The sequence below is a fragment of the Paraburkholderia sp. FW306-2-2C-D06C genome (genome assembly GCF_058781505.1).
This window is the reverse complement of sequence record NZ_JBYSWU010000021.1, coordinates 66,884-83,385: the sequence shown is the minus strand read 5'-3', so window position 1 is coordinate 83,385 and position 16,502 is coordinate 66,884. Positions and strand designations below refer to the sequence as shown.

Here is a 16,502-nt window from a genome sequence, read left to right as displayed (position 1 = left end):
GCGAACGCGCCGTCATCCGTAACCTGCCCCATTGGCCGCCGCGCGCGACTGCTGCCCTTTCCAGCCGTCCCAGCCGCGCGCGATCATCAGCACGGCGCCGATCGCGACCAGATCGCCGCCGAGTCCGATCAGCGTGCCGCGAAAACCGTGAAACGTATGCGGCGTCGCCGTATCGACGATCAAGGAGACCAGCGTGCCGGCGACGAAACACACGAGCCCGGTGCGGCCGACGGTCACCACCACGGGCAGCCGCCTCGCGAGCCGCGCGATGCTGCCCATGCGCACGAACTGCGCCGCGAGCCAGGCAATGACGAGGAAGTTGATCACACGGTCCACGGAAAGGTTCTGTTTAAACGTGCCGGGCAGCGGTTGCGCCAGCACGAAGAGTTTGACTATAGCGAATGCCAGTACCGCTATCGCCGCGGCCCATGTCAGCCAGCGCGCGGTGCGGGTTGCGTGAAAGCGCTCGCTGACGGATTGCACCCGGCACAGAATCCCGAGCACGAACATCAGTTGCCACGCAAACGGATTAAAAGCCCAGTCGGCCATGTCGTCAATGCTGAATAGCGCGGCCAGCGGCCGGGCGAGCGCCCAGATCGCCAGACTGAGCCCAAGCGCCAGCAGCGGCGAACGGCGCGCCAGCGGCACCGCGAACGGCACGCACAGCGCAAAGATCACGTACATGGGCAGCACACTCGACAGATACGGCTGACGCCGCAGCACGGCGATATTGAGTGCTTCGCGCAACGGCTGCGCCGCGAACGGCGTCCAACTGGTCAGATCGACCATTGGCGGGTTCAGATGCAGCGTCGCGAGAATGGCGCCGGACAATAGCGTCAATACGGCGGTCAGCAAATAGGCGCGGTAGATTTCCCAGCAGCGCCTGACGAAACGCAGGTTCGCCGCGCTCTCGCCGCGACCCGCGAGCACCCCGGTATAGGCGGCTGCGGACGCGTAGCCACCGATAAACACGAACACTTCAGCCGAATCGCACAATGCATAGGCATGCAGCATCAGATGCGACAGCACGCTGCCGGGCATGTGGTCCAGCACGATGACAATCAGCACGATACCGCGGAAAAAATCCACTTCGATCGAGCGTCCGCGGCGTGATTCCATTCAGGTTCTCGCAGATGGCGCGTCCGTCCAATGCGCCGTGAGAGGCGGTCATATACCGCTGTTTCTCATAGGAACATTAGAACGTTTCCGCCGATGCCGTGCATTATCCCGGCGCGCACTGACAACCGCCCTTTAATCGCGCATGCATTGGCAGCAATCTGAAATTTAGATGTCGGCGTGCAGTAATGCTGAATCATTCCGTATTCGCTTGCCGGAAAGTTTTGCGGCTTTGAATGGCGAATGAGCGATTCATACCGGTAATGACCGCGGAAAAAAAATAGATGAATGCCCTGCGCGATTTTTTTCGCTTTTTTTCGTCGTAGCATGGGTTCATGCACGCCTGTCGGAGATCGCGCGTTGCGAGCGGTGCCACCTCCCGACGGCAGCCACCCATGTGGACCGGATACGCCGCCAGCCCGATCTTCGATCGGCTGGATCGCTGAGCGTCCTTGCGGCGTCCTCTAGTTGCCATTGCTAACTTTGCCGTCGCGATGCGCTCCGGTCCTTCCGCTACTGCCCTGAACGGCGACGCTTCGCGCACCGCCGTTGCCCCTGGAAGACGACCACATGAACAACAGGATTGCCGGCTTCGACGGATTGCGCGCGATCGCGGTCCTGATGGTGTTTTTTCAGCACCGCCTGTTTGGCGACATCGGCGAGATCGGCCATCTGGGCGTATGGATTTTCTTCGCGCTGAGCGGCTTTCTGATTATCGGCATTCTGTCCGCGCAACGCACCCGCATTGAACGCAACGGCAGTCGCTTTGCCGCCGAACTGAAGCGTTTCCTGTTTCGCCGCACGCTGCGCATATTTCCGATTTACTACCTGATGCTCGTGGTGATGTGCGTATTGATGACGCTCGGCATGGCGAGTCCTGAACTGGCTAGCGGCATGCCGTTTCATTTTGCTTATCTGACGAACTTCTGGATCGGTTCGGTGTTGCATTACTGGCCGGGGCGTTACTCGCATCTATGGAGCCTTGCGATCGAGGAGCAGTTTTATCTGGTGTTTGCGCCGTTGTTGTTGCTGATCGCCGCGCGGCGGCATTGGGCGGTGTGTGCGGCGGTCGTGGTGGTCGGACTCGCTTCATTGCTCGCGATGCGCGCGGCGCACTGGCAGGAGATCACTATCTACACGCATCCGTTGACCAATTTCTGGATGCTGGCGCTCGGGGGAATCGGCGGCTTGATGATCGCCGGAGACGCGCACCGCTTGCGGGCCGTGCTGGGACATGGCGTGACGTTAATTGCGCTTGCGGCATGCCTTGTCGGGTTTTGCGCGACCGAGCCCGTGTGGAGTGAGTTGACGAGTCCGCTTGGGTTGACTGTTGTTTCCGCGGCGTATGGTGCTTGCATCGCGGCGCTGGTGTGTTCGATCGCCTGCTGCCGGAGCGCTGTGATCATGGGTCTGCTCGAGACCCGTTGGCTGGTGAGTTTTGGGCGTATCAGTTACGGGTTTTATCTTTATCACAATCTCATTCCGGATTTGATGCGGAATCATCATGCGGCGGTTTTTTTCGGCGGTGCCGTGCCGGGGTGGGCGCATGTTGCAGGGATGGTGGCTTCGTTTCTGATTTCGTTAGCGATCGCCGTTTTGTCCTGGCGATTCGTCGAAGAGCCTATCTTGAGGTTTAAGGGCCCCAAGGGGGCCGGTGCTGCTGCGCAAGCCGGGACCACTGCGCAGCGAGCCGGACGCGGGTTTGTGGCTCGGGGCGATGCTCCTTGATGCCTACGGCGTCGCCTTTCCTTGATTTGATCTTGATTTATCAGCGCCCGGCGGATCAATAAAGCAATTGCGTAATCTGCGCAGCTTCGAGCTGACGAAAATTCATAAGAAACGTGGGCCAACCAAATGTGATCGGGATTGTGCGCAAAACACGCCGATCATGTCACGATCGGCGCCGTACACAGATCCGATCGCGATTGGCGCCGACGTGCCGATGCTCTGGGGCATCGATATGGTCTCCCGCTGCTAACCCCGATTACCGCAATTCACTCCAACATCAGATTCCGACTGCCGTGCTACGCCGCACCGTGATACCCGCTTACCTCTGAAGCCTGTCGAGCAGCTTGCTGACGCGGCGCTGCTGGCTGGCAACCAGATCGTGCGTTTCTTCCAGCGCACGAACGCGCTTTTCCCAATACTCACGGTCGAACCGGTCCAGAGCACTATCCGCGTCCCCACGCGTCAAGTACTGGACCATGCTCTCGAGATGCTCCAACTGGCTGTCCGCCAAACTGGCCGGACGCAGCCCACCGCGCCGCGCGGTCGGCCGATTGATCGTGCCGCTCATTTTCTCGTACCCCGTATATTGGCCAGACGGGCGATGCCTGACGCGCTCGCCCTTATGGCGCCGCGCATGGCAAAGCGGCGCTCTTTCCATCGCGCAGTTGCGCTTTCAAACGAGGCTACGGATACAATGATTCGCCGCGCCACTAGCGAAAACGATCTGCATCTTATTGTCGGACGATAACGCTGTTTTTTTGTGTGGCTTTACCATACGTCTCAGTTTCCGACGGCAGCGTGTCAAAAATTCGCTTGCCGTGACTGCTTTGCCCGAACCGTATCCCTCGCTCGCTGCAATTGGCTCATGAACCAGCGCTCACTGCCGTGTAGCCCGGTGGCCGACGCAACCGCCGCCGCAGCCGAACCGCGCTCAGTCATCACGACGAGCAGCTTCAGCACACGCGCGCTGGCGGCCGACGAGCAACTGCTCGCATGGCGCAAGCGCGTGGGCCACGTAGTCGACATACGGCCGTCGAAACAGCAGATCGCCGAGGGGTTCCGCGGAGAGATCGATTTATATGCGGTTGGCGGAATGACGTTGACCGACTGCCGCAGCGAGAAACTGGTGCTCGAACGATCGGTGGCGCGCGTTTCCACCGACACGCGCCGCGACTACGCCTTTCAGCTGTTCGTGGAAGGCGAAATCGGCAACGTGACAGGCATGCGCAAGAAGCGCAGCGATCCCGGCTCGGTGCAGGGCATCGTCGCGTTCGATCTGAACCAGCCGTTTCGGGCCGAGCGGCCCGCCTGCCGTCTGCTGAGTCTGTTCTTGCCGGCAGCGATCGTGGACGAGGAACTTCGTGACGGCGCGTCACTGCATGGCCGCATCCTCCCGCTGGGCTCGCCGCTGACCCACCTCGTCATGGCTCACATGGCGGCCATCGCCCGGGAAATGCCGACGCTCGACCCGCAGAGCGCGGCCGGCGCATTGAATGCCGGTGCCCAGCTTCTGATCACGGCGTTTCGCAAGGAATCGCGTCTGACAGGCAGGGGCCGCGCCGCGCTGCAGGCCGCGGTGATGGGGCAGGTCCGGCGTTACGTCGAAGCCAATCTGCACCAGAGCGACCTCACGCCAACCCGTATCGTCGAGGCGCTGCAACTGAAGCGCGCCACGATCTACCGCTGGTTCGAGCACGACGGCGGGCTCGGCGCCTACATTCGCAATCGCCGGCTGCGGGAAGCGGCGGACGAACTGGTCCGTTTCCCGCATCTGCAGGTAACCGAAATCGCTTACGGGCTCGGCTTCCAAAGCGCGTCGGATTTCACGCGCGCGTTTCGCCGCGCGTTCGACATGAGCCCGCAGGACATGCGGGCGCGCGCATGGGACCTGAAGCATCGCAATGCGGCGTAGCGATTGAACCGACGCATTACGCCGGCGGCTGCGCAGCGTATGCGGGCCCCTCCGCCGGCGCCTGCTCGGGAAACCGGTTCAGCGCGACGAGCGTGAGCCCGGTCGCGGCCATCACGTACCACGCCGGGATCATCGGGTTGCCCGTCACGCTGATGAGCCATGTGACGAAGAACGGCGAAAACCCGCCGAACACGACAACGCCGACACCGTAGATCACGGCAAGGCCCGCCGCGCGCCGATGCGCGGGAAAGGCCTCCATCATCAGCACCAAAATCGCACCGTCGTTATTCACCGCAAGCGCCACGTACGCGGTGATGATGACGAGCGCGGCGAGATCGCCCACGCCGTGGGTCAACATCCAGAAAACCGGCCATGCCGCCGCCAGCGACGCCGCGAAAAGGAGGGACTGGAGCGTCTTGCGGCTCGCGAACCGGTCGGCTGCGCGCCCCATCAGCGGCGTCATCACGAAGATCGCGAGGCCCGAGAGACTGGCGGTCAGCAGACTGATCGCCGGCGGCCGATGCAGCGTTCGCACCAGGTAGGACGGCATGTAGAACACGGTGAGATAGATGGTCACCGAAGTCGCCGCCGTCATCGGAATGCCGCAGACAAGCGGCCGCGTGTGCTCGACGAGCAGGCGCCCGGGATTCAGCCGCCCAATCGGCTGCCCCGGGGCCACCGGCGCCGGCATATGGCGGCGCAGATACCAGCCGACCGGGCCGATCAGGCCACCCAGCACGAACGGAATGCGCCATCCCCAGCTCTGCATGGCCTCGGTAGAAAGCAGCGCGGTGGTGCTCGCGCCGACCAGCGCGGCGGCGAACGCGGCCGCGCCCTGGCTCGCGCCGCGCCAGCTCACCATGAAACAGCGGTGCCGGTACGCGACCGACTCCATCAGCGAGGCCGCCGCCGGACCGATCTCCCCGCCTGTCGCGAGCCCCTGCATCAGCCGCGCGAGCACCATCAGCACCGCCGCCGCCGGACCGATCGACGCATAGGTGGGCAGGCACGCGATCAGCCACGTGCCGAGCGTCATCAGCGCGAGCGAGACGGTCATCCCGGCCTTGCGGCCGCGGCTATCGGCAATGTGGCCGATCAGGATCCCGCCGAGCGGGCGCATCACGAAACCCGAGCCGAAGGTGGCCAGCGACAGCAGCAGCGATGACACGGGGTTGCCGGACGGAAAGAACAGATTGCCGATCAGCACGGCCGAAAAGCTGTAAACCGTGAAGTCGTACGCAACGAAGCCGTTGCCGATCACGATCGCCACGATGAGGCGCCGGAGTTCGGCGCGGGACAGGTTGGCTGGCTTGGCTGCTTTGTGCATGGGCGCGGTGGACGGGGTCGGCGTGGTGTTCCGGAAGGGTCGGCGGCAAGAACGGTGCTCTTCCCGCTCTAACGGCCCGCAAAGGGACGACTTTACGTCACGCGCCGGTTCATTGCATGGGTCTGGCCGCCACGAACTTCGTCAAACGCTCGTTGGACTGCGGCTCTGCGCGGATCCTCTACCAGTTAGTTCGGTAAAAACGCTTACTTCAATTGCAATGCGATTAAATGCATTTCAATGCGATTTTTTTACTTCTATGCTTTTTTCCAGACATCGCGGGTTTCGCCGTTTCGAACCGGACCTGCGCATCTCTCGAGGAACCGCACATGAACCCTGTCCTGCCCCTGGTCGCAGCGCTGCAAGCCGAACTCGCAGCGGACGCGGTGTTGACCGCCGAGTCCGATCTGGAAGGCTTCACCGAGGATTGGCGCGGCCGCTACAAGGGCCCGGCCGCCTGCGTGGTGCTGCCGTCGAACACGGCGCAGGTGGCGGCGGTGGTGCGGCTGTGCGCGGCACATGGCGTGCCGGTGCTGCCGCAAGGCGGCAACACCAGCCTGTGCGGCGGCGCCGTGCCGGCTGCTCGGGGCGTGGCGCCGGTTATCGTCAATCTGGCGCGGATGCGGCGTATCCGCCATATCGACGCGGTCAACGACTCGATGGAAGTCGAAGCAGGCTGCGTGTTGAAGACCGTGCAGGACGCGGCCGCGGCTGAGCATCGCCTGTTCCCGGTGAGCCTCGGCGCCGAAGGCTCATGTCAGATCGGCGGCAATCTGTCGACGAATGCGGGCGGCACCGGCGTGCTCCGCTACGGCAATACACGCGACAACGTGCTCGGCCTCGAAGTCGTGCTCGCCGACGGCACCGTGTGGAACGGTCTGCGCGCGCTGCGCAAGGACAACACGGGGCTCGATCTGAAGCATCTGTTCATCGGCACGGAAGGCACGCTCGGCATCATCACGGCGGCCACGCTGAAGCTGCATCCGCTGCCGACACAGCACGCGCTCGCCTGGTTCGCACCGGCTGACCCCGCCGCCGCATTGCGCATTCTCGGCATGTTTCAGGCCTCCTGCGGCGCACGGCTGAACGCCTTCGAAATGATCAACCGCCGGCAACTCGAACTCGTCATCGAGCATGTGCCCGAGCGACGCAATCCGCTCGGCGAACCGCACGAATGGCACGTGCTGGTCGAACTCGCCGACACGCGCGACGGCGACGAGATGGCCGAACTGCTGCAGCACACGCTCGAACAGGCCGCTGAAGCCGGCCTCATCCTCGACGCCGTGCTGGCCAGCAACGATACGCAGCGCGCGGCCCTCTGGGAGGTTCGCCACAGTGTGTCGGAGGCGAACAAGAAGGCCGGCGTCGGCTTGACGACCGACTGCGCCGTGCCGGTATCGGCCGTGCCCGCCTTCATCGAACAGTCGACTCGCGCAGTCCATGCAATCGTGGCGGAGCTCGACATTCTGGTGGTCGCCCATCTCGGCGACGGCAACGCGCACTTCATCCCCTTCTTCACGTTCGACGCCTGGCGCGAACTCGCCGACCCCGCCGCGATCGCAGCCGCGCTGCGCCGTAGCGTGAACGACGTCGCGCACGAACTGCATGGCACGTTCAGCGCCGAGCACGGTGTCGGGCAAACCGGGCTGACGGAAATGGCGCATTACAAATCCGCCGCCGAACTTTCATTGATGCGCGCCGTGAAGCAGGCGCTCGATCCGCATCATCTGTTCAACCCGGGACGTTTGCTGCCCTGACGCCCCACACGTTGCCTCCGATCACGCCGTTCACACGGTCTGAAGCTTCGCTTTCCTCTTCTCCTGGAGCCGTCATGAAAAAGCAGCCCGCACGCGATCAGATTCAACAACCCGGCCGCCGCACGGCCATCAAGACGGCGCTGGCAGGCGCCGCAGCGGTGGCGTTTCCGTTCGTCTGGACGCCGTCGCGCGCGGCCGGCAAACGGATCGTCATCCGCGACGACGGCGGCATTTATACCAAGGCGTACGGCGCGGTGTTCTACCGGCCGTTCACGGAGAAGACCGGCATCGAAGTGGTCGGCGTGCAGGCCAACGCCGAGCCGACCGCGATGATCAAGAGCATGGTCGAGACCGGCAGCTACACATGGGACATGGCGAAGATCAGCCAGCCGGCCATTCTGCTGCTGACCGGCGGTGGCAAGGAGTACCTGGAGAAACACGGGCTCGAATCCGATCCGTCGATCTCGAAGATTCCCGCGCAATACATGTCGCCCTACGGCGTGGGCACCAACATCTACACCACGGTGCTCGCCTATCGAACCGACGCGTTCAAGGGCCGCAAAGCGCCGGCCTCGTGGGCGGACATGTGGAACGTAAAAGATTTCCCGGGCCGCCGCGGCCTGCGCAAGTATCCGTTCGACACGATGGAGCAGGCCTTGATGGCCGACGGCGTGCCGGCTTCGCAGGTCTATCCGTGCAACCTGGACCGCGGCTTCGCGAGCCTGAACAAGATTTCGAAGCACGTCGACGTGTGGTGGACCACTGGCGCGCAGGTCGAACAGATGCTGGGCTCGGGCGAAGTGGACATGATCAGCACGTGGATATCGCGCGCGCAAGCAGCGATCGCGACTGGCGCACCGGTGGGCATCGTCTGGGACCAGAACATCTGGGGCGTCGACAACTGGTCGATTCTCAAAGGCACGCCGAACGCGAACGCCTGCCGCGAATTCATCAAGTTTGCCGCCGATCCGAAACGCCAGGCCGCGCTCGCCGAATACTTTCCGGCCGGTGTCACACAGCCGGAAGCGTTCAACTTCATCAAGCCGGAAATCGCCAGAAACTGCCCGACGTTCCCGGCGAACATGAAAAACGGCCTGCATATCGACGCGAAGTACTGGCAGGAAAATCAGAGCGTCGCGCTCGAGCGGTTCAACCGCTGGATCCTGACGTAAGCCCGTTTCATCAGCCCGTTTCATCAGCCCGTTTCATCAGCACGCCTTGCCGATCCTGCCCACCCTTTTCACGGATGCCGATGCCATGTCTGCTTCGAATCTTCAAATCGCGGGACTGTGCAAGCGCTACGGCGACTTCGTCGCGCTCGCGCCGACCAGCCTCGACGTCGCCGAAGGTGAATTCCTGACCTTGCTTGGACCGAGCGGCTCCGGCAAGACGACGCTGCTCAGCCTGATCGCCGGCCTCGCCCAGCCCGACGACGGCCAGATCCGCATCAATGGCGTCGACGTCACAGATGGCGCACCCTACGAGCGGGACATCGGCATGGTGTTTCAGAACTACGCGCTGTTTCCGCACATGACGGTCGCGCAGAACATCGCGTTTCCGCTGCAGATGCGCAAGACCGACGCCAAAGCCGCGCACGACAAGGTGATGCAGGCGCTGGAGATGGTGCATCTGCCGCATGTGGCGGGGCGTTATCCGCGCGAGTTGTCCGGTGGCCAGCAGCAGCGGATCGCGCTCGCCCGCTGCATGGTCTACCGCCCTTCGATCATTCTGATGGACGAACCGCTCGGCGCGCTCGACAAGAAATTGCGCGATCACATGCAGCTCGAAATCAAGCGGATCCATCGCGAACTCGGCACGACCATCGTCTACGTCACGCACGATCAGGAAGAGGCGATGACCATGTCGGACCGCATCTGCCTGATGAACGCCGGTTCGATTGCGCAACTCGGCACGCCGGCTGATTTGTACTTCCGGCCGAACAGCGTGTTCGTCGCGGATTTTCTCGGCGAATCGAATCTGCTCGACGCAGTCGTCACCGAGCGCGCCGGCGACCAGGTGCAAATCAGCGTGCAAGGCGTCGCGAAAGGCCGGGCGATGGCGTACGACCCCGTGATCGGCCACGGCAAGCCGGTCAAGCTGATGCTGCGTCCGCAAAATCTGCGGGTTCACGACGGCGCGAGCGCGGACCCGGCCAGCGGCGGCGCCTTGTCGGCGCGACTCACCGACATCATGGTCACCGGCAGCATGACGAAGCTCTACCTTCAGCCGCAGGCGGCCGATGCCGCGCCGCTGGTCGCCGCCTTCCCCACCCACCGCCTCGGCAGCCAGTACGAGGTCGGGCAGACGCTCGGGCTCTCATGGCTTGCCGCCGATGCCGTCGCGATCGCGGGGTAAGTCATGAATCATTCCGTTCTGAGCGCGCAGCGCACGCATCCCGCGCCGTCGCCGGCCCCGCGGCGCGCGGCGTGGCGCGCGTGGTTGAGCCCCGGCGCGAAAGGGGCGCCGCTCGTCGTGCTGCTGCTCGTGATGCTGGTCTACCCAGTGGGCCAGCTCCTGCTGCTGAGCATTCACAACGGCAGCGGCTTCACGCTGCTCGAGTACAAGCGGCTGTTCGCGTCCTCCGTTTATGTGGACGTATTGCTGATCACACTGAAAGTGTCGCTGTGGACCACCTTCTTCTCCGTGCTGACCGGCTATCCGATCGCGTATCTGATTTCGTCGCTGACGCGCGAGCGCAAGAACCGGCTGCTGTTCTGGGTGCTGCTGTCGTTCTGGACCAGCTTTCTGGTGCGCACGTTCGCGTGGGTCGTGCTGCTCGGGCGCAACGGCGTCATCAATCAGATGCTGCTCAAGCTCGGCATCATCGACGAACCGTTGAGCCTGCTCTATCACTTCTCCAGTGTGATCGTCGGGATGGTGCACGCACTGATGCCGCTCGCGGTGCTGACCATGCTGTCGGTGATGGAGAACATCGACCGCCGTTTGCCCAGCGCCGCCGCCACGCTCGGCGCGCGTCCCGGCACGGTGTTCTGGAAGGTGTACTTTCCGCTGTCCTTGCCGGGCGTCGCGGCCGGCGCGTTGATGGTGTTCGTCACGTCGATCGGCTTTTTCATCACGCCCACGCTGCTAGGCGGCCGTCATCAAACGATGATCACGCAACTGATCATCGATCAGGTGATGCAGGCGCTGAACTGGGGTTTCGCGGGCGCGATCTCGGTGCTGTTGCTCGCTGTCGTGCTGATCGTGTTCCTGGTCTACGACCGCATGGTGGGACTCTCGACGATGGCCGGCGACAGCAGCGCGGCAAGCGCCTCGCGAGCCGGCGGCGGCTGGAGCCGCAAGCTCGGCGACGCGATCCTCACCGTGCTCGGCAACGCGACGGATGCACTGATCGGCGTGCTGCCGAGGCGCCGCAAGCGGGCCGTGTCCGGCAGCGGCGAAAGCCTGAGCTTACGCGTGATCGTGTTTCTGCTGCTGGTGTTCCTGAGCGCGCCGGCCTTCCTGATGATTCCGCTTTCCTTCGACTCGGGCTCCGGGCTCGCCTGGCCGCCGCATGGCTTTTCGCTGCAGTGGTACCGGCAGATCGCCGACTCGCCGCTGTGGATGCAGGCGATCACGCGCTCGATGCTGGTCGGTTTCGGCACCGGCGTGCTGTCGATGCTGATCGGCACACCTGCCGCCTTCCTGCTGGTACGCGGCGGCATGCGCGGCAAAGCGGCCATGCTCGCGTTCGTGCTCTCGCCGATCGTGGTGCCGCGCATGATCATCGCGGTCGGCATCTTCTACTTCTTCGCGAAGATCGGCCTGGTGGGTTCGTCGTTTGGCCTGGTGCTCGCTCATACCACGGTGGCCGTGCCCTACGTGGTGATCACGATGATGGCCGTGCTGCGCAACTACGACACGCGCCTCGACCTCGCCGCGCAAAGCATGGGCGCACGCCCGTGGGCCACACTGCGCCGCGTCACCTTTCCGATTCTCGGCGCGGGCCTGATGTCGTCGTTCCTGTTCGCCTTCGCCACTTCGTTCGATGAGCTGACTATCGCGCTGTTCAGCTCGGGCGGCATGAGCACGACCTTGCCCAAGCAGTTCTGGGACGAAATCACCATGCAGATCTCGCCGGTCATCGCGGCCGTATCGACCTGTCTGTTCGCCTTCATCGCCGTTCTTATCTGGGTAGCGGACCACCTGCGCCGGCGCAGCCTCGCTTCCTGAACTCACCTCATCTACCGGGACTTCTTATGCTTTCAGCACAACAACTGCGCGGTGTCCTGCCGGCCATTCCCACCCCGGTCAACGCCGACGACACCATCAACGCCGACGCCGCACGCACGCTGATGCGCTACCTGCTCAAACAGGGCGTGGACGGCGTCGTGCCGCTCGGCGGCACCGGCGAATATGGCGCGCTGGCGCGTGCCGAGCGCATCCGCATGGCCGAAATCACGGTCAAGGAAGCCGCGGCGGCAAGCATTCCGGTCATCGCGGGCGTGCTCGATCCCGGCTATCACGACGCGTTGCAGGCCGGCAAGGAGTTCGCCGCGGCGGGCGCGGACGGCTTGCTGGTTCTGACGCCCTATTACACGAATCCGACCCAGGCCGGCATTCGCGATTACTTTATGCGCTACGCCGATGAATCGCCGCTGCCGATTCTGGTCTATGAGATCCCGTATCGCACGCGCATCGCGATCGCCCCCGAAGTGCTGCACGACCTGTCGAAGCACGAGCGCATCGTCGGCATGAAGGCGTGCAACACCGACATGTGGCACTTCCTGCGCACGGTGGCGGGCGTCGACGAATCGTTTGCCGTATTGAGCGGCGAAGACACGCTGTTTCCGCTGCATGTCGCGGCCGGCGCCCGCGGCGGCATTGTCGTCACGGCCAGCCTGTTGCCGAGCGCGTGGCGCGAGATCTATCGGCTCGCCTCCGAGGGCAAGACCCAGCAGGCGCTGGCGCTGCACCGTTCACTGATTCCGTTGATGAACATGGCCTTCGCCGAAACCAATCCGGGGCCGATGAAGTCGGTGATGGATCTGATCGGCGTCCATGCGCCCGATATGCTCGCGCCGCTCGTTCAGGCGGCGCCCGAATTGTCGGCAAGCCTGCGCGTCGAACTCGACAAGCAGCTCGACGTGTTCGAGCGCCGTCTTTGATCGGCCGGCGCGGCCGGCGCGATCCGTGCGATCAGCGCTGATAGCCTGTGAGCCGCGACTTCGAGATCGAAGTCGCGGCGACCTGCACGTGCTGCGCCAGTTCGGCTTCCACCCTTTCGCGCGACCAGCGCGAGGTCGGCACCGAGATGTTGATCGCGGCCACGCCCATGCCGCCGTGATCCGTGACCGGCGCCGCAACCGAAATGTCGCCGAGCACGGTTTCGTTTTCGATCACCGCGTAGCCGCGCCGCGCGACTTTGCGCACACGCTCCAGCAGCTTGTCGGGATTGGTTTCGGTGTAGTGCGTGAGCGGATCGAGGCGGGTTTGCGCAAGGATTTCGCGCACGCGCTCGTCGGACAGACGCGACAGAATCGCGATGCCGGCGGCGGTGAACATGGCCGGCAAACGGGCGCCGACCACGATGTCGATGTTCACCAGATGCTGACCGGGAAAGCGCGCGACGAACACGATTTCATGGCCGTCGAGTTCCAGCAGATTGGTGGTTTCGCCGAGCCGCCGGCTGATGTCGAGCAGATACGGCGACGCCTTGTCGATGAGTTCGTTGGCGCGCACGTAGTTGTACGAAAACTGCAGCACCTTGGTGGTCAGTCCGTAGTTGCGCGTATCGGGCACGCGGTACAGATAGCCGAGCACCTCGAGCGTATGGACCACGCGTTGAGTGGCGCTGCGGTCGAGACCTGACACGCGGGCGATATCGACGAGCGTCATGTGCCGGTTCGGACCGTCGAACGCATGCAGCACCTGAAAGGCTTTCTCGGTCGAGCCGACGAAAAGCGACGAGCGCGAACTGGCCGGCTCGCGGGGTTCACGGGATCTGCCGGAGGCGCGTTCTGACATGGCGGTGAATGGCCTCAAAGAGATTGCATGACGGTTATCTCGATTGTAATGCAATCGAATTGCTCAACTGAAGGACTAACCGAGGCGCGCGAGACGCCGGGAGTGTTCATGTATTCATGCGTCGCCGATTACCGGTTAGCCGCCCGCACGCGCCTGCCCCGTCTCGCCTTCGACTATCTCGACGGCGGCGCCGAGGACGGCGACGCGTTACGGCGCAATGGCGAAGCGTATCGGCATTGGCTCTTCAAGCCGCGCGTGTTGACCGACGTCTCGCGCTGTTCGAGCGCGACGCAATTCTTCGGACACGCCGCGGCCGCGCCGTTGATCGTCGGGCCGACCGGCCTGAACGGTCTGTTCTGGCCGCGCGCCGATGAATTGCTCGCGCAGGCCGCGAGCGCGGCGGGCTTGCCGTTTGTGTTGTCGACGGCGTCGACGTCTTTGCTGGAGGATGTGCGCGCGGCCGCGCCGCGGGGCGACCTGTGGATGCAGTTGTATGTTCAGCAAGATCGCGGCATTGCGGAAGATCTGATGCGCCGCGCGCGCGCCGCCGGTTACTCGACGCTCGTTCTCACCGTCGACGTGCCCGTGCACGGCAAGCGCGACCACGACACACGCAACGGCTTCCGCTTGCCGTTGCGGCTCTCGCCGAAGCTGATCGTCGATTGCCTGACGCATCCGTCGTGGTGCTGGCACATGCTGCGGCACGGCTCGCCGGCGCTAAAAAACATCGCGAAGAGTGTCGGCGAGCGCAACGACCTGGCCCGTCACGCCGCGATGCTGAGCCGCCAGATGGATTTGACGCTGTCGTGGACGGATCTTGCGTGGCTGCGGCGGCATTGGGATGGCAAGCTGATCGTCAAAGGCGTCCAGGGCGTCGACGATGCGTTGCTGGCGCTGCGTCACGGCGCCGACGGCATCGTCCTGTCCAATCACGGCGGGCGGCAATTGGGCAGCACGTTTGCGCCGCTCGAAATACTGCCGCAGGTCGCCGAGGCGGTCGACGGCCGGCTCGATGTCTTTATCGACGGCGGCGTGCGGCGCGGCAGCGATGCGTTGAAAGCGGCCGCGCTAGGCGCACGCGGCGTTCTGCTGGGGCGCGCCCCTTTGTATGGACTCGCCGCGCGAGGCGCCGACGGCGTCAGCGAGGTGCTGACGCTCATGATGAGCGAGATGCTGATTGCGATGCAGTTGCTGGGATGCGAAAGGATCGCGGACCTCAACCCGGCATTCGTCGGGCTCACGCCGGCCGCGGACGCTCCGCGCGGTTGAGCGGGAAAAAGCCGGCCGCTACGAATCGGCACGGTGAGAGTCCCGTGCCGCGGGTGCTGAAAGCGGGTTCGCGCAGAACTTAAACGAACGAAGCGATCGCGCTATTTCATCGTTCGGGTGAAGTCGTGACCGTGGGTCAACTCAAGCGGCTGCTAGTGGAAATCCCGTATCGGGCATGGACCTCAGTGAAAGCCGGGAGAAGGATTCGCTCACCTAGAATCGCTCCGTCAAAGCAGACCGACAGGCGGCATCCCGCCGCCAGAAACAATAACGGAGACTATCGATGACCCCGAGCGTTCGCACGCTGCGCCATATCGCCATCGCTTCCAGCCTGCTGTTCGGCCTTGCCTCGCAGCAGGCGACGGCGGCGGACAGCGGCAAGATCACCATCATGGTGGGCGGCATCACGAAGCTGATCTACCTGCCGGCACGCCTGACCGAACAGCTCGGCTATTTCAAGGACGAAGGGCTTGACGTCGAACTGCTGTCGCAGCCGGCCGGTGTCGACGCGGAAAACGAACTGCTGGCGGGTGCTGTCCAGGCGGTGGTCGGCTTCTACGACCATACGATCGATCTGCAAACCAAAGGCAAGGACGTCAAGGCGATCGTGGTGTTCGGGCAGGTGCCGGGCGAGGTGGAGCTGGTATCGACCAAAGCCGCCGATACGATCAAATCGATGGCCGACGTGAAGGGTAAGACGCTTGGCGTGACGGGCCTCGGCTCGTCGACCAGCTTCCTCACGCAATACCTCGCCGGACAACACGGCATCCAGTCGACGGAATACACGATGCTGCCGGTGGGCGCCGACGCCAGCTTCATCGCGGCAATCAAGCAGGGCCGCATTGACGCGGGCATGACGACCGAACCTACGGTTTCGGCGTTGCAGAAGTCCGGCGACGCCAAGGTGCTGGTCGACATGCGCTCGGTCGAGGGCACGAAGGCGGCGCTGGGCGGCACCTACCCGGCGTCGAGCCTCTATGTGCAGGCGGCATGGGCCGATTCGCACAAGGCTGAAGCAGCGAAGCTCGCGCACGCGTTCGTTCGCACGATGCAGTTCATCCACACGCACAGTGCGGAAGAAATCGCCGCGAAGATGCCCGACGACTATCAGAAGGACAAGCCGCTCTACGTGAGCGCGCTGAAGGCTTCGCTGCCGATGTACACCGCGGACGGCAAGATGCCGGCCGACGGCCCGGCCACCGTGCTCAAGGTCTTGTCGGCGTTCAATCCGTCGGTCAAGGGCAAGCGTGTCGAGCTGGGGAAAACCTATACCAACGAGTTTGTCAGCGCGAAATAAACCGGCGCTTACCGACCGTTGTTGCGTGTCGCGTGCCGCCTGACCCCGATGCCATGCCGGTACCGCCTTCGTACCGGCAACTTCGTGGTAGTCGGCAATGCATTCCAGTGTGTGCGTGAAGCCGTCCGCGTG

Annotated in this window: 14 protein-coding genes; 9 read left to right on the top strand and 5 right to left on the bottom strand. The window is 63.7% G+C overall.

Going from position 1 to position 16,502, the window contains the following annotated elements; genetic code table 11:
- Nucleotides 1–12 precede the first annotated feature (12 nt).
- Nucleotides 13–1,119, bottom strand: a complete 1,107-nt coding sequence (locus AC3WLT_RS17880) for an OpgC domain-containing protein (RefSeq protein WP_492593028.1) — start codon at nucleotides 1,117–1,119, stop codon at nucleotides 13–15.
- A gap of 65 nt (nucleotides 1,120–1,184) precedes the next feature.
- Nucleotides 1,185–1,445 carry a hypothetical protein gene (locus AC3WLT_RS17875; protein WP_492593027.1) on the bottom strand — a complete coding sequence of 87 codons (261 nt, stop codon included), beginning with the start codon at nucleotides 1,443–1,445 and terminating at the stop codon, nucleotides 1,185–1,187.
- Between the two features lie 241 nt (nucleotides 1,446–1,686).
- Here AC3WLT_RS17875 and AC3WLT_RS17870 point away from each other — a divergent pair, with 241 nt between their 5' ends.
- On the top strand, nucleotides 1,687–2,844 hold the full coding sequence (locus tag AC3WLT_RS17870; protein ID WP_492593026.1) for an acyltransferase family protein: 1,158 nt from the start codon (nucleotides 1,687–1,689) through the stop codon (nucleotides 2,842–2,844).
- A gap of 319 nt (nucleotides 2,845–3,163) precedes the next feature.
- Here AC3WLT_RS17870 and AC3WLT_RS17865 read toward each other — a convergent pair whose 3' ends face one another.
- Nucleotides 3,164–3,412 (bottom strand): hypothetical protein, encoded by a 249-nt coding sequence (locus tag AC3WLT_RS17865; RefSeq protein WP_492593025.1) that lies wholly within the window; start codon nucleotides 3,410–3,412, stop codon nucleotides 3,164–3,166.
- Between the two features lie 297 nt (nucleotides 3,413–3,709).
- Here AC3WLT_RS17865 and AC3WLT_RS17860 point away from each other — a divergent pair, with 297 nt between their 5' ends.
- Nucleotides 3,710–4,756 (top strand): AraC family transcriptional regulator, encoded by a 1,047-nt coding sequence (locus AC3WLT_RS17860; protein WP_492593024.1) that lies wholly within the window; start codon nucleotides 3,710–3,712, stop codon nucleotides 4,754–4,756.
- A gap of 16 nt (nucleotides 4,757–4,772) precedes the next feature.
- Here the strand turns inward: AC3WLT_RS17860 and AC3WLT_RS17855 are convergent, their stop codons facing one another.
- Nucleotides 4,773–6,083 carry an MFS transporter gene (locus AC3WLT_RS17855; RefSeq protein WP_492593023.1) on the bottom strand — a complete coding sequence of 437 codons (1,311 nt, stop codon included), beginning with the start codon at nucleotides 6,081–6,083 and terminating at the stop codon, nucleotides 4,773–4,775.
- A 326-nt stretch (nucleotides 6,084–6,409) separates the two neighbouring features.
- Between AC3WLT_RS17855 and AC3WLT_RS17850 the strand changes: the two genes are divergently transcribed.
- The 5 genes from AC3WLT_RS17850 to dapA all read left to right on the top strand — a co-directional run bounded on the left by AC3WLT_RS17850 (nucleotide 6,410) and on the right by dapA (nucleotide 12,945).
- Complete coding sequence (locus tag AC3WLT_RS17850; RefSeq protein ID WP_492593022.1) at nucleotides 6,410–7,837, top strand: FAD-binding oxidoreductase; 1,428 nt, start codon at nucleotides 6,410–6,412, stop codon at nucleotides 7,835–7,837.
- 74 nt (nucleotides 7,838–7,911) lie between these two features.
- A complete protein-coding gene (locus AC3WLT_RS17845) occupies nucleotides 7,912–9,009 on the top strand; it encodes an ABC transporter substrate-binding protein (protein ID WP_492593021.1) in 1,098 nt (365 codons plus the stop codon).
- Nucleotides 9,010–9,094: 85 nt separating this feature from the next.
- A complete protein-coding gene (locus AC3WLT_RS17840; RefSeq protein ID WP_492593020.1) occupies nucleotides 9,095–10,192 on the top strand; it encodes an ABC transporter ATP-binding protein in 1,098 nt (365 codons plus the stop codon).
- Nucleotides 10,193–10,324: 132 nt separating this feature from the next.
- Complete coding sequence (locus AC3WLT_RS17835; protein WP_492593061.1) at nucleotides 10,325–12,010, top strand: ABC transporter permease subunit; 1,686 nt, start codon at nucleotides 10,325–10,327, stop codon at nucleotides 12,008–12,010.
- A 26-nt stretch (nucleotides 12,011–12,036) separates the two neighbouring features.
- Nucleotides 12,037–12,945: a 4-hydroxy-tetrahydrodipicolinate synthase gene (gene dapA, locus AC3WLT_RS17830; protein ID WP_492593019.1), complete on the top strand. Its 909-nt coding sequence runs from the start codon at nucleotides 12,037–12,039 to the stop codon at nucleotides 12,943–12,945.
- Nucleotides 12,946–12,976: 31 nt separating this feature from the next.
- Here the strand turns inward: dapA and AC3WLT_RS17825 are convergent, their stop codons facing one another.
- The gene (locus AC3WLT_RS17825; RefSeq protein ID WP_492593018.1) at nucleotides 12,977–13,804 is read right to left on the bottom strand and encodes an IclR family transcriptional regulator; all 828 of its coding nucleotides are present in this window, start codon (nucleotides 13,802–13,804) and stop codon (nucleotides 12,977–12,979) included.
- A 108-nt stretch (nucleotides 13,805–13,912) separates the two neighbouring features.
- Between AC3WLT_RS17825 and AC3WLT_RS17820 the strand changes: the two genes are divergently transcribed.
- Both AC3WLT_RS17820 and AC3WLT_RS17815 read left to right on the top strand, forming a co-directional pair.
- The gene (locus AC3WLT_RS17820; protein WP_492593017.1) at nucleotides 13,913–15,073 is read left to right on the top strand and encodes an alpha-hydroxy acid oxidase; all 1,161 of its coding nucleotides are present in this window, start codon (nucleotides 13,913–13,915) and stop codon (nucleotides 15,071–15,073) included.
- A gap of 283 nt (nucleotides 15,074–15,356) precedes the next feature.
- On the top strand, nucleotides 15,357–16,370 hold the full coding sequence (locus tag AC3WLT_RS17815) for an ABC transporter substrate-binding protein (protein WP_492593016.1): 1,014 nt from the start codon (nucleotides 15,357–15,359) through the stop codon (nucleotides 16,368–16,370).
- Nucleotides 16,371–16,502 lie beyond the last annotated feature (132 nt).